The following is a 14,518-nucleotide window of genomic DNA, read 5'->3' on the forward strand; positions in this document are numbered from 1 at the left end:
GTTAGTATAGCTTTATAAATCCTTTTTAACAACGCCACTTTTGGCTTGCGCTGTTGGAAACACCAATAAATCTGCAATATTTACATGAGGCGGTCTTGATACTACAAAATAAAGAATCTCTGCAATGTCTTTTGCTTCTAATGCTTTAAAACCTTTATAGACATTATCTGCAATAGGATCGCCTTTAAAACGAACTTTGGAAAATTCGGTTTCAACCAAACCAGGGCTAACAGCACCAACTTTAATTCCATAAGGGTTTAAATCTATGCGCATACCTTCTGTAATTGCTAATACAGCATGTTTGCTAGCGCAATAGACATTACCTTTTGCATATACTTCTTTTCCTGCTGATGAACCAATATTAATGATGTGTCCAGATTTTCGCTCTGTCATTTGTGGTATAACAGCTTTGCTTATATACAGCAACCCTTTTACGTTAATATCCATCATGGCATCCCAATCGTCAATGCTACCTTCATTTATAGGGTCTAAACCATGTGCGTTTCCAGCATTGTTTATAAGAATATCAATTTGTTTAAACTTTTGTGGCAATGATTCTATAGCATCAAACGTGGCTTTTTTGTCGCGTATATCAAAATTTAAAACATGCACATTGGTTAATCTTTCTAAAGCTTTTTGTATGGTGTTTAAGCGTTCTAATCGTCTTCCGCAGAGTATTAAATTTAGACCTTGCTTTGCAAACTCATAAGCTGTGGCTTCTCCTATACCGCTCGTTGCTCCTGTAATTAGGGCTGTTTTTGTCATAGTTATTAAATTGTATTGTAATTCATGTATAAAAATACTTAAAGGAAAATTAAAAATGAATGGTTTAATAATTAAGTTACTGTAAAAACTACATTTAAGATAAACTTATCATAATTATTCGTTAAATACCGAAATCATTGTGTTTCCTCATTTTTTAACCAATTTTTAACATGGTATCAGTAAAAATTTTAACAATTTGCAATGCTCAAATAAGGACACTATATTCGGGCTTTTAATTAAATAAAAAATGATGGAAGAAACAGGTACAATTGATATTAAGTCTATTAACGAAAAAATTGAAAAAGAAAGTGCTTTTGTTGATTTGCTAATGCTTGAAATGAATAAAGTTATCGTGGGTCAAAAGCACATGGTAGAACGTTTGCTTATAGGTTTGCTAGGGCAAGGTCATATTTTATTAGAAGGGGTTCCTGGTTTAGCAAAAACGCTAGCCATAAATACCTTGGCACAAGCGGTAGATGGAAGTTTTAGTAGAATACAATTCACGCCAGATTTACTACCAGCAGATGTTACGGGAACATTAATTTACAATATGAAACTTAATGATTTCTCGATAAAAAAAGGACCAATTTTTGCAAACTTTGTTTTAGCAGATGAGATTAATAGAGCGCCTGCAAAAGTACAAAGTGCTTTATTAGAGGCGATGCAAGAAAAACAAGTAACTATTGGTGATGAAACTTTTAAACTTGATAAGCCATTTTTAGTAATGGCCACACAAAACCCTGTTGAGCAAGAAGGAACATACCAATTGCCAGAAGCACAGGTAGACCGTTTTATGCTAAAAACGGTAATTGATTATCCTAAGATTGCCGAAGAGCAATTAATTATGAGAGCGAACATGAAAGGCGCTTGGGATAAAGTAAATCCAGTAGTTTCTGTATCTCAAATATTAAAAGCTCAAGAGGCTGTTAGAGAGGTATACATGGATGAAAAAATTGAGAAATATATACTAGATATAATATTTGCAACACGATATCCAGAGAAATATAAACTTGCCGATTTAAAACCACTTATTTCTTTTGGAGCTTCACCACGTGGAAGTATCAATTTAGCAACAGCTGCTAAATGTTACGCATTTATCAAGCGTCGTGGTTATGTAATTCCAGAAGATGTTCGTGCAGTTGTTTACGATGTGTTGCGTCACAGAATTGGTATTACTTACGAGGCAGAAGCAGAAAATGTAACGTCGGTAGATATTATCAATAAAATAGTAAACGAAATAGAAGTACCATAAAAATAGTTTCCAGTAAATCAGTGTTCAGTAGGCGGTTGTTTACTAGAATTCTGATTTGTATTGACTGCTAACTAAAGACTGTATACTGTATACTGAAAAAATGGATACTAAAGAATTACTAAAAAAAGTACGAAAAATTGAGATTAAGACACGCCGTTTGTCTGATCATATCTTTGGAGGCGAATACCATTCTACCTTCAAAGGACGTGGTATGACTTTTAGTGAAGTGCGCCAATATCAATACGGAGATGATGTTAGAAATATAGATTGGAATGTTACGGCACGTTACAGCGAGCCTTACATAAAAGTTTTCGAAGAAGAAAGAGAGTTAACCATGATGCTTATGGTGGATATCTCAGGTTCAGAATTATTTGGAACAGAACAACAATTTAAAAACGAAGTGGTTACCGAAATTGCTGCAACTTTAGCGTTTTCAGCAACTCAAAATAACGATAAAATAGGGCTTATTTTATTTTCTGATAAGGTAGAATTATATATTCCACCAAAAAAAGGACGCTCTCATGTACTTAGAATTATTAGAGAATTAATTGAGTTTGAGCCAGAAAGTAAACAAACCAATTTAGCCGAAGCTTTAAAATTCATGCAAAACGTCATGAAGAAAAAAGCTATTGTTTTTGTGCTGTCTGATTTTATTGCAGATGATTATCATCAAACCATGAAAATTGTTTCTGGTAAACATGATGTAACAGGAATAAGAGTTTATGATAAGCGAGAAGAAGACATACCAAATTTAGGTATGGTACAAATGCAGGATGAAGAAACAGGCGAGTTAATGCTCGTAAATACATCATCAAAAAAAGTGCGACTTAATTATGGTAAGTTTTATCGTGAAAAGGTAGATTATTACAAAGAAAGCTTTAATAAATCTGGCGCAGGAAGTATTGATTGTCGTGTTGATGAAAGCTATGTAAAAAAACTATTAGGCTATTTTAAAAGAAGGGGTTAATTGAAGTTAAAAGTGAAAAATTTGAAGTTTAATAAATTAGTTGAAGCATTTGGTAAAAAAGCGTTTTTATACGCTATGGGTTTTTTACTACTGCCATTTTGTTTATCAGCCCAAGTCACTTCAGCAATCGATTCAACATCTATTAAAATTGGTGAACAAATCACTTATCATATTCAAGTTGAAACAGATTCTACAAGTTTAGTCGTATTTCCAGAAGGACAAACATTTTCACCTTTGGAAATGATTGAATCATATGATGTAGATACTTTAAAAAACAACGATAAGTACAACCTCATTAAAAAATACGGATTAACGCAATTCGATTCGGGTTCATACACAATTCCTAGACAAAAAATTATTATTGGCGATAAAACCTTTTTTACCGACTCTTTAAAAGTTGAAGTAAGAAATGTTCTTATAGATACAACAAAACAAGGGCTTTACAACATAAAACCTATTATAACGGTTGAAAAAAGTGCTAGTAATTGGTGGAAATATCTATTACTCGCTCTTTTAATAATTGGAGTCATAGCGTTTTTATTATATTGGTTTATTTGGCGAGCAAAACCGCTTACAGAAGAAGAGCAAATAGCTTTACTTCCGCCTTATGATAGAGCAAAATTAGCATTAAAAAAGTTAGATGAAAGTCATTATTTAGAACATGAAAATTTAAAAGATTATTATTCTGATTTGACATTTATCATCAGAAAATATCTTGACGAAAAAGTATATGATCGCGCTTTAGAAAGTACCACAGGAGAATTAATAAACAGGCTTAATTTACTCAAAGAAGGCAATCAAGTAGATTTAAGTAAAGATGATATTAAAAACTTAGAAAGTATTTTAAAACGTGCCGATTTAGTGAAATTTGCAAAGTCTGCTCCAGATATTGAGCTTGCAAAATTAGACCGAAATACTATTGATATAGAGATTGACCACGTTAAAGAAGCCTTACCAGAACCTACAGAAGAAGAAAAGCTTTTAGACGAAAAATATAGAGAAGAACAAGATCGTAAAAAGAAACGTAAAAAAGTTTGGATAACAGTTGGGATTAGTATTTTTCTACTTTTAGCAACATTAACAGGACTATCAATAAAATATGGTTTTTCTATTGTAAAAGACACTATAATTGGACATGAAAGTAAAGAGCTTTTAGAAGGCGATTGGGTAACTAGCGAGTACGGATTTCCACCAATTACTATTTCTACTCCAAAGGTTTTAAAACGATTTGATTTGCCTATTCCAGAGGAGTACAAGGCATCAATGAATACGACTTCTTTTATGTATGGAACCTTGTTAGATGAGTTTAGTGTTCTTGTTAATACTGCTAAATACAAACAAGCTCCAGAAGGAGGAATAGATATTGAAAAGTCTATAGATGGAACTATAAAAGGGATTGAATCACAAGGCGCAAAAGATATCGTAACATTAAGAGATAATTTCACCACACCAAATGGAGCAGAAGGTGTTAAAACATACGGTTCTTTAAAGGTGGATCCTTTTAAAACAGGAAATTTTGTCGAAATAAATTATGTCATGCTTCATTTTGCTTCGGAAAACGTATTGCAACAAATTATGCTTACATATCCAAAGGATGATACTTACGCAGACCAAACTATAGAACGTATTTTAAACTCTATTGAACTTAAAAAAGCTAAAGAATAATGTTTGAAGGTATTGAGTTTTTAAATAAAGAATTTTTCTGGTTGCTCTTAGCGCTACCACTAGCCGTGTTATGGTATGTTATTAAGAATAAAAAACAAACAGCAGAACTTAAAATATCAAGTTTAAAAGGTTTTAAAATTACCAATTCTTGGTTGCCTAAATTAAGACCTGTACTATTTGTGCTTCGTCTTGTGGCTTTAGCATTATTAATAACAGCATTAGCGAGACCTCAATCGGTTGATGTTTCAACAAAAACAAAAACAACTCGCGGTATAGATATTGTTATGGCAATAGATGTATCTGCAAGTATGTTAGCAAAAGATTTATCACCTAATAGATTAGAAGCACTTAAAGAAGTTGCTTCAGATTTTATAAAAGGAAGACCAAACGATAGAATTGGTTTGGTTGAATATGCAGGCGAAAGCTACACAAAAACACCAATTACTAGCGATAAAGCAATTGTATTACGTTCTTTAAAAAGCATTAGATACAACACTGTTATTGAGGGTGGTACAGCAATTGGTATGGGTTTAGCAACGTCAGTAAATAGATTAAAAGATAGTAAAGCGAAAAGTAAAATTATTATTTTACTAACAGATGGTGTAAATAATTCAGGTTTTATAGACCCTAAAATAGCGAGTGAATTGGCTGTAGAATATGGTATAAAAGTATATACTATTGGTTTGGGAACTAATGGAATGGCACTATCACCTATTCGTGTTTTACCAAATGGAGATTTTCAATACGGGCGTATACAGGTTGAGATTGATGAAACTTTGCTTAAAGAAATAGCCGATGTTACTGGAGGTAAATATTTTAGAGCAACAAATAATAAAAAATTAGAAGAAATATATAGCGAAATAAATAAACTTGAAAAAACTGAAATAGAAGAATTTAAGTTTTATAATTATGAAGAAAAGTACCGTTCATTAGTCCTTTTAGCAAGCCTTTTACTGCTAATAGAATTACTGTTACGATATACGGTTTTTAGAAGTTTTGTTTAAAAAAAATTAGTGTATTCGTGGTTTAACAATTAAAATAATTCACGAAAAACAAAAAAACAATTAATGTATCAATTAGAAGAAAAAATATGGTTTTGGACTTTGATTATTATTCCAGTAATAATCTTACTCTTTTTGGTGCTTCAATTTTGGAAATACAAGGCACAAAATAAGTTTGCAGATGCGCCATTATTAAAAAGATTAAGCCCAAATAGATCCATTTTTAAAGCTATTTTAAAAGTTATCGTTTTAAGTTTAGCTTTTCTATGCCTAACAATTGCTTTAGTAAACCCTAAAATAGGCACAAAATTAGAAACTGTTAAGCGTGAAGGTGTAGATATTGTTTTTGCAATTGATGTTTCTAAAAGTATGTTGGCCGAAGATATTGCACCAAATAGATTAGAAAAATCAAAGCAATTGGTTACTCAAATCATCAACAATTTGGCAAGCGATCGCGTGGGAATTATTGCTTACGCAGGAAGAGCATTTCCGCAATTACCTATTACAACAGACTACGCATCGGCTAAAATGTTTTTACAAAGCATGAATACCGATATGTTGTCGTCTCAAGGAACTGCTATAAACGAAGCTATTAAATTAGCAAAAACTTACTTCGATAATGAAGAGCAAACTAATCGTGTGCTTATCATTATTTCAGATGGAGAAGATCATAGTGAGGAAGCTGCGGCAGTTGCAGAACAAGCTCACGATGAAGAAGGAATTAGAATTTTTACCATCGGCGTTGGCGATGTTAAAGGAGGACCAATTCCAGAGAAAAGAAATGGCATTGTTTTAAACTATAAAAAAGATAGTCAAGGAGAAACTGTAATCACCAAATTGAATGAAGAAACCCTTAAAAGTATTGCGACAGAAGCTAACGGTGCTTATATAAATGGAAAAAATACAGCCAATGTTGTAGAAAATATTAGAGATATTTTAAACACCATGGACAAAACTGAATTTGAAGCAAAACAGTTTGCAGATTTTAAAGACCAATTTCAATGGTTTTTAGGTTTTGGTATTTTCTTTTTATTGTTGGATATTTTCTTATTAGAACGAAAAACAGCTTGGTTGAAAAAGTTGAATTTATTTAATGAAAACTTTTAATATCAGCTAAAACAAAATTTAACATTTATATTTTTTTTAACGAATAGAAACACAGGGTTTTATAATTTTAGAATAAAATATTACTGAAATTAAATTTGAAATGAAAAAAGTAATAACATTTATAATAGTATTTATATCACTATTCACTTTTGCTCAAGAAGATGATAAAGCACAAGTATTGGCTTTAAAAAAGGCAAATGACTATGTGTATGAAGCAAATAGTTTAATAAGTAATGACAATTTTGTTTCGGCAGAAATGGAATACAGAAAGGCTATTTCAGAAAAAGCAAATACTGTTACAGGAACTTATAATTTAGGTAATGCCTATTATAATAGCGGGAATTTTGAAGAAGCATTATACCGTCATCAAGAAGCGGCCAAGTCTGCTACTTCAAAAGCAGAAAAACATAAAGCTTTTCATAATATTGGTAACATTTTAATGAAAAACAAAAAATGTAAAGAAGCTGTTGAAGCGTATAAAAGTGCTTTAAGAAACGATCCATCGGATAATGAAACCAGATACAATTTAGGGTTAGCAAAAATTTGTGCTGAACAGCAAAAAGACCAGCAAGATAAACAAGACAAAGACGAGGATAAAAAAGACGAAAAGAAAGAAGATCAAGAAAATAAGGAGAACAAAGATAACAAAGATAACAAGGATAAAGAAGGCGATAATAAAGAAGATAAAAAGGATCAAGGCGACCAAGAGAAAAAAGAAGGTGAAGATGAAAAGGATGATAAAGGAAAGCCTAAAGATGAAAAAGAAGATAAAGGGAAAGGTGATAACGAAAAGAAAGAACAGCAACAGCCTAAACCACAACCTGGACAACTTTCACCACAGCAAATAAAAAACTTGTTGGAGGCCATGAATAATCAAGAGCAAAAGGTTCAAGAAAAAATAAACGCCGAAAAACAAAAAGGTGTAAAAGTAAAAACCGAGAAGGACTGGTAATTTAGCTAGAAATTACAAGATTGAAGTAAAATGAAATTTATAAAACACATATCCATAATACTATTTGTACTTACTGTAAGTATGGCTTCGGCGCAAGTTAAGTTTGAGGCCAAAGTAAGCAAACAAAATTTAGGTATAAATGAGCGTTTAAGGGTAGATTTTGAAATGAATCAAGATGGAGATAATTTTAATCCACCAGATTTTTCAAATTTCACTGTTGTAGGTGGTCCAAACCAGTCTGTAAGCAATTCTTGGATAAATGGTGTTCGGTCTTATAAAAAAACATACAGTTATTTTTTAGCGCCAAAACAACGTGGTAATTTCACAATATCACAAGCGTCAATAACAATAGATGGTGAAACGTATAAAACAACACCTATTAAAATAGAAGTTACTGCAGCGGTAGATATTCCAAAAGATCCAAATGATCCTACTTATTTAGCATCAGAAAATATTCATTTAGTTGCTGAGGTTTCAAAAACAAATCCCTATTTAAACGAAGCTATTACAGTTGTTTATAAGTTATATGTGTCGCCTAAAATTGCGGTTGATAATTGGAACGAAATAGATAGCCCAAGATATAACGATTTTTGGAGTCAAAATATAAATACTCAAGGACAAAAAGTTCAAAATGGCACATTTAATGGTGAAGATTATCGATTTCTAGTATTACGAAAAACAGTTTTATATCCTCAAAAAACAGGAAAACTAGACATAGAACCTCTAAGTTTAGACATTGCATTACGTGTGCCAACAAATAGACGAGATATTTTTGGTAGCCTTTTAATGACACGTGTTAACAGAACAGTATCAGCAGGAAATAACACAATAAATGTTAAGCCTTTACCAGAAGCCGGTAAACCAATAGATTTTACGGGTGCCGTTGGTGATTTTAATTTTGATGTTATAGCTTCTAAAACAGAGCTAGATGCTACAGAATCTTTACAACTTAAAGTTAATGTTAGAGGAAATGGTAATTTAAAACTTTTTAAGCTGCCTAAAGTATCATTACCAAGCTCATTAGAAGTTTATGAACCAGAACATGATGAGAATGTAAACACCAATTTATCGGGCATGCAAGGTAGTATTTCAGATAGTTATACTGTGGTGCCTCAATTTAAAGGCAAATACCCTATACCAAGTATTTCTTTTTCATATTTCGATTTAAAAACAGAAAGTTATAAGCGTTTATCTTCTGACGAAATTGTGATTAATGTTTTAAATGGCCCAACAAATGGTCCTTCAAGTGATAGTAATACAGCAACGAACACCAATAAACAAGCTGTAGTTTTTAATAATGATCAGTTTGCATTTATAAAAACTAAAACAGATTTTTTAAGCATAAAACAAGAGTATTTTTTTAAAACTAATTTGTTTTGGAGTTTGTTATTATTGCCTTTTTTAGCCATTCCATTAGCCATTGTTATTCGAAATAAAAAAGCTAGTAGAGATGCCGATGTTTATGGAAATAGAATTAGAAAAGCAGATAAATTAGCAAGAAAATATTTAAGTAATGCTAAAAAATCTTTAGGTAAAAAAGAAGCTTTTTATATTGCCCTTGAGAAAGCATTGCATAACTATTTAAAAGCAAAATTACATATAGAAACAAGCGATTTAAGTAAGGATAGAATTAATAGTTTGCTAAAAGAAAAACAAGTTGAGGATTCTGTAATTAAAGATTTTATAAACATTTTAGAAAACTGTGAATTAGCCAGATATACTCCTATAGATATTGTTACCATGCAGGAAGATTATGACAAGGCGGCCAAAACAATTTCTTTAATTGATAAACAAGCACGTTAAGATGAAACATATACTTTACATACTATCGTTTTTGTTCAGTTTTGCAGTTTTTAGTCAAAACCAAGCTTTATTTGAGAAAGCCAATACATTTTATAATGAAGGGAAATATGCTGAAGCTATAGATAACTATAATGCTATTTTAGATACAGGAAATCACTCCGCAGATTTGTATTTTAATTTAGCAAATGCGCATTATAAGCTTAGTAATATAGCACCAAGCATTTATTTTTATGAAAAAGCCTTGCAACTTGCACCAAATGATGCTGATATAAATAATAACATCGCATTTGCGAGGAATATGACTATAGATGATATTGATGTTGTTCCAGATACAGGGTTTTCAAAACTCATAAAAACAACAACAAATAAAATGTCTTTTGATGCTTGGTCAAAGGTTTCTGTTGGTTTAGTATTTTGTTTTGTTGTTTTATTCTTGTTATATTATTTTGCATATTCAACTGGGAAAAAGCGATTAGCTTTTATAGGCAGTTTAACGGCTTTATTTCTTGTATTTGTAACATTAGCTTTTGCTTTTCATAAATATAGTTTAGATAAAAAAAATAATCCAGCTATTGTTTTTGCTCAAGAAAGTAAGGTAAAAAGTGACCCAAATACTAGAAGCGAGGAATCTTTTAGACTACATGAAGGCACTAAAGTACAAGTTTTGGAAACCTATAACGATTGGAAAAAAATAAAGCTTTCTGATGGCAAAATAGGTTGGGTAGTTTCAGAAGATATTAAAATGTTGAATGATTTTTAAAAATTCTTTAACATTATTGTAATATTGAAGTATTATATTTGTAAATATAAATTCAACATATGCACAAAAAAACAATTGCAATTTTCTTTAATATATTACTTTTGGCGCTTATTTCTGCGCCTTCTATAATTATTGCAATTGATGATTCTATAGACATATCTATGTTTTATAGTGTTACTGAAGAGGAAGAAACCTCTAAAATTAAATTACAATCACCAGATAGTTTTAGCGAATCAGAATGCATAATCTCATGTATTGATATTGAGGATGTTGAGTACTATTTTAAAAAGTACCCAAAACCACATTTAAATTTAATATCTCCACCTCCCGAATTACACATATTATAATTACAGGTTATTTATAGACTTTTTAGAAGTCTGATTAATTTTTCAACAGCTTTTGGTGTATCATCAAAGGCAAAATTTATTATAATATGTTTAAAACTATTAAAAAAGACTTACCAGCGAGTATAGTCGTATTTTTTGTAGCATTACCCTTATGTTTAGGTATTGCTTTAGCAAGTGGAGCACCACTTTTTTCAGGATTAATTTCAGGAATCATTGGCGGAGTTATTGTTGGCTCATTAAGTGGTTCAAAAATAGGAGTTAGTGGTCCCGCAGCGGGACTAGCAGCTATTGTATTAACAGCTATAGGAACCCTAGGAGGTTATCAAAATTTTTTAGTTGCCGTTGTTTTAGGAGGCGTTATTCAATTACTATTTGGTGTTTTAAAAGCCGGTGTTATTGGGTATTATTTTCCTTCTTCAGTAATTAAAGGCATGCTTACCGGAATTGGAATAATAATTATTTTAAAGCAGATACCACATTTTTTTGGCTATGATGCAGAGCCAGAAGGAGCAGATAGTTTTTTTGTAATATCAGGAGAAAATACTTTCTCAGCTATTTTAAATGTTTTAGATAATATTACTGTTGGCTCAATGACAGTAGGTTTTATTGCTCTAGCTATATTATTACTGTGGGATAAAATTCTAACAAAAAAAGGTAGAATTTTTCAGTTAATACAAGGGCCTTTAGTAGCTGTTGTTGTAGGAATTATTTTTTATTCATTAACGCAATCAAACGAAGCTTTTGCTATATCACCGTCTCATTTGGTAAGTGTTCCTGTACCAGAAGATGCGTCTTCATTTTTAGCACAATTCAGTTTTCCTAATTTTAATGCTATAACAAATCCAGATATTTGGGTTATTGCTTTCACTATTGCTTTAGTAGCGAGTTTGGAAACGCTTTTATGTGTTGAGGCTACCGATAAGTTAGATCCCAATAAAAATGTTACACCAACCAATCGTGAGTTACTAGCACAGGGCACAGGAAATATAATTTCTGGATTAATTGGAGGTCTTCCAATAACACAAGTTATTGTACGTAGTTCGGCCAATATTCAATCGGGTGGTGTCTCAAAAATGTCAGCCATAATACATGGTTTTTTCCTGTTAATTTCAGTTATTTTAATACCTAGATTGTTAAATATGATTCCATTGTCGGTATTAGCGGCAATTTTGCTTATTGTAGGTTACAAATTAGCAAAACCGGCATTATTCAAAAAAATGTATGATTTAGGTTGGAAACAGTGGATTCCTTTTACAGTAACTGTTTTTGGAATAGTGTTTATCGATCTTTTGTATGGTATTGGTTTAGGCCTTGCAGTTGGTATCGTTGTTATTCTATTAAAAAGTTACCAAAACTCTCATTTTCTTCATATTGAAGATAAGAGTAATGGAAAACATAAAATAAAAATGACACTTGCCGAAGAAGTTACCTTCTTTAACAAAGGAGCCATTTTAAAAGAGTTAGATAGTTTACCAAGAGACACGTATTTGGAGATAGATATATTAAAAACCAGATATTTAGATAATGATATCATTGAGATTTTAGAAGATTTTGCATACAAAGCAAAAGAAAGAAACATTGATATTAAATTAGTTTCTAAAAGAGGTGTTGTTGAAAATCCACCAAGTTTTATTGGCTTTTTTGAAGAAAGACCAAAATCTAAATTAAGCTTAAGTTAATGCACTATGAAAAATTATAAATATAAAATATTAGTGCTTTCAGATTTAAAAAATACTGCAGACACGATGCTAAAAAGCACCATAAGTTTAGCTAAAATGATTGATGGTGAAATAGATTTTTTATGCGTAAAAAAACCTTCTGAAATTGTAAAGAAAGAAAACCAATTATCAGCAATGCGTGTCATAAATGAAGAGCACTTTACAGCAAAAAAGGAAATATTAAATTTAATTAAACCTGTTTCTGAAGCTTATAGCATTAAAATAAATCATACATTATCATACGGAAATGTAAAAAGCGAAATTGGTAAATATATAAAGGAACATCAACCAGATATTATTGTTCTTGGTAAAAGAAAATCAAAAGGTTTTAACCTTTTAGGAGATAATATTACACAGTTTGTTTTAAACAATCATGCTGGTACAATTATGATATCTACCAATAAAAATGCCCTTGAACCAGATAAGAAATTGTCATTAGGGATTTTAAATGACATTAAGGAAACATCTAATTTAGAATTCACTAAAAACTTACTTGAAAACACTCATAAACCTCTTAAATCATTTAAGTTGGTAAAAAATTCAAATGAAAAAAATCAAGTAAGTCTTAATGATATGGAGACAGTAGAATATGTTTTTGAAGAAAACGATAATGCCATCAAAAACATTTCAAATTATCTATCAAAAAGTAACATTAACTTATTGTGTATTGATAGAGAAAACGAAAAAAACAAGAATAGTAAACATGTGTTGAAGTCCGATATTAATAACTTAATAAACAACTTTAATGTATCACTTCTATTAACAAACGGACATCAATTAAAACTTAAATAGCACACAACACAAACAATAAAATAAATAAATCATTATGAAAGCACATACAAAAGAAACACAAGCTACCATGACGCCACAAAAAGCGTTAGATTTTTTAAAAGAAGGTAACGTTAGATTTCAAAACAATCTAAAAGCAAACAGAAATCTTTTAGAACAAGTCAATGATACAAGCGATGGCCAATTTCCATTCGCAACTATTTTAAGTTGTATAGACTCAAGAGTATCTGCAGAATTAGTATTCGATCAAGGTTTGGGAGATATTTTTAGTGTAAGAATTGCTGGGAATTTTGTAAACGAAGATATTTTAGGAAGTATGGAATTTGCATGTAAACTAGCAGGAACAAAATTAATTGTTGTTTTAGGTCATACCAGTTGCGGCGCAGTAAAAGGGGCTTGTGATGATGCAAAAATGGGGAATCTTACAAAACTTATAGAAAAAATAACACCAGCTGTTAATGCCGTTTCAGAACCTAAAGATGCGAGTTTAAGAAACTCGAAAAACTTAGATTTTGTTGATACTGTATCAAAAAAGAATGTAGAATTAACTATTGATAGAATTCATGCAGAAAGTCCTATTTTATCAGAAATGGAAGAAAACGGTGAAATAAAAATTATTGGTGCTATGTATGATATTAATACTGGTGCAGTTAATTTTTACTAATAAAATTCTGGTTAATGAGTAATAATTTATTGAAGAAGAAAGTAAATATAGGAGCATTAATAATTGTATTAATGCTACCTTTATTTGCCCAAAGTCAAGACAGTAATTTTGGTAATTGGTTAATATATATTGGTAATAAAAAATTGAACTCAAAATGGAATATCCATAATGAAGTTCAATATAGGAATTACAATGCTATAGGAGACCTAGAGCAATTACTTTTAAGAACAGGTCTAGGGTATACTTTTAACGAAAACAAGAATAATTTTTTATTAGGTTATGGTTATATTTTATCTAAAAACTATATTGGAGAGACTGATAAAACAGTTTCTGTAAATGAGCACAGAATTTTTCAGCAATTTACATCAAAACAAAATATAGGAAGTATTAAAATTGGACATCGTTACCGATTTGAACAGCGTTTTGTTGAAAATGATTTTAAGATGAGGTTTCGCTATTTCTTATCACTAAAAGTTCCATTATGGAAAGATGAAAATCAAGAAAGCAAATACTATTTATCAGCTTACAATGAGATATTTTTAAACACTAAAACATCAATTTTTGATAGGAATAGACTTTATGGAGGAATAGGCTACAACATTAATAAAAATATAAGACTAGAAGCTGGGTATATGAACCAATTTTTTGAAACGACAAGTAGGGATCAATTCAATATTATCACTTTTGTAAACTTCTAGCTTAAAAATTAATTTCAAGTTAAAAAGTCA

Annotated in this window: 14 protein-coding genes; 13 read left to right on the top strand and 1 reads right to left on the bottom strand. The window is 30.9% G+C overall.

The features are described from left to right. Positions 1-12: 12 nt before the first annotated feature. Positions 13-765, bottom strand: coding sequence for an SDR family NAD(P)-dependent oxidoreductase (locus BT151_RS04540; RefSeq protein WP_072400561.1), 753 nt, complete (start codon positions 763-765; stop codon positions 13-15). A 250-nt stretch (positions 766-1,015) separates the two neighbouring features. Here BT151_RS04540 and BT151_RS04545 point away from each other — a divergent pair, with 250 nt between their 5' ends. The 13 genes from BT151_RS04545 (at position 1,016) to BT151_RS04605 (ending at position 14,488) form a co-directional block, all read left to right on the top strand. Beyond that, positions 1,016-2,017 (top strand): AAA family ATPase, encoded by a 1,002-nt coding sequence (locus BT151_RS04545; protein ID WP_072400562.1) that lies wholly within the window; start codon positions 1,016-1,018, stop codon positions 2,015-2,017. Between the two features lie 100 nt (positions 2,018-2,117). Then, entirely contained in the window at positions 2,118-2,984 is an 867-nt protein-coding gene (locus BT151_RS04550; RefSeq protein ID WP_072400563.1) for a DUF58 domain-containing protein, read from the top strand. Positions 2,985-3,059: 75 nt separating this feature from the next. Beyond that, positions 3,060-4,649, top strand: a complete 1,590-nt coding sequence (locus tag BT151_RS04555; protein WP_072400994.1) for a hypothetical protein — start codon at positions 3,060-3,062, stop codon at positions 4,647-4,649. Beyond that, positions 4,649-5,653 carry a vWA domain-containing protein gene (locus BT151_RS04560; RefSeq protein WP_072400564.1) on the top strand — a complete coding sequence of 335 codons (1,005 nt, stop codon included), beginning with the start codon at positions 4,649-4,651 and terminating at the stop codon, positions 5,651-5,653. Before BT151_RS04555 ends, BT151_RS04560 begins: the two co-directional genes overlap by 1 nt. Before the next feature lie 63 nt (positions 5,654-5,716). Next, on the top strand, positions 5,717-6,757 hold the full coding sequence (locus BT151_RS04565) for a VWA domain-containing protein (RefSeq protein ID WP_072400565.1): 1,041 nt from the start codon (positions 5,717-5,719) through the stop codon (positions 6,755-6,757). A gap of 100 nt (positions 6,758-6,857) precedes the next feature. Then, a complete protein-coding gene (locus BT151_RS04570) occupies positions 6,858-7,709 on the top strand; it encodes a tetratricopeptide repeat protein (protein WP_072400566.1) in 852 nt (283 codons plus the stop codon). 30 nt (positions 7,710-7,739) lie between these two features. Then, positions 7,740-9,512, top strand: coding sequence for a BatD family protein (locus BT151_RS04575; protein WP_072400567.1), 1,773 nt, complete (start codon positions 7,740-7,742; stop codon positions 9,510-9,512). A 1-nt stretch (position 9,513) separates the two neighbouring features. After that, positions 9,514-10,272 carry a tetratricopeptide repeat protein gene (locus BT151_RS04580; protein ID WP_072400568.1) on the top strand — a complete coding sequence of 253 codons (759 nt, stop codon included), beginning with the start codon at positions 9,514-9,516 and terminating at the stop codon, positions 10,270-10,272. 59 nt (positions 10,273-10,331) lie between these two features. Then, a complete protein-coding gene (locus BT151_RS04585; protein WP_245794716.1) occupies positions 10,332-10,619 on the top strand; it encodes a hypothetical protein in 288 nt (95 codons plus the stop codon). A gap of 86 nt (positions 10,620-10,705) precedes the next feature. Then, positions 10,706-12,298 (top strand): SulP family inorganic anion transporter, encoded by a 1,593-nt coding sequence (locus tag BT151_RS04590; RefSeq protein ID WP_072400569.1) that lies wholly within the window; start codon positions 10,706-10,708, stop codon positions 12,296-12,298. A 6-nt stretch (positions 12,299-12,304) separates the two neighbouring features. Then, positions 12,305-13,129 carry a universal stress protein gene (locus BT151_RS04595; protein ID WP_072400570.1) on the top strand — a complete coding sequence of 275 codons (825 nt, stop codon included), beginning with the start codon at positions 12,305-12,307 and terminating at the stop codon, positions 13,127-13,129. Positions 13,130-13,163: 34 nt separating this feature from the next. After that, positions 13,164-13,790, top strand: coding sequence for a carbonic anhydrase family protein (locus BT151_RS04600; protein ID WP_072400571.1), 627 nt, complete (start codon positions 13,164-13,166; stop codon positions 13,788-13,790). A 14-nt stretch (positions 13,791-13,804) separates the two neighbouring features. Beyond that, on the top strand, positions 13,805-14,488 hold the full coding sequence (locus BT151_RS04605; protein ID WP_072400572.1) for a DUF2490 domain-containing protein: 684 nt from the start codon (positions 13,805-13,807) through the stop codon (positions 14,486-14,488). The last annotated feature ends 30 nt before the right edge of the window (positions 14,489-14,518 follow it).

The sequence above is a fragment of the Flaviramulus basaltis genome, from assembly GCF_900114265.1.
GTDB classification, from domain to species: Bacteria; Bacteroidota; Bacteroidia; order Flavobacteriales; family Flavobacteriaceae; genus Flaviramulus; species Flaviramulus basaltis.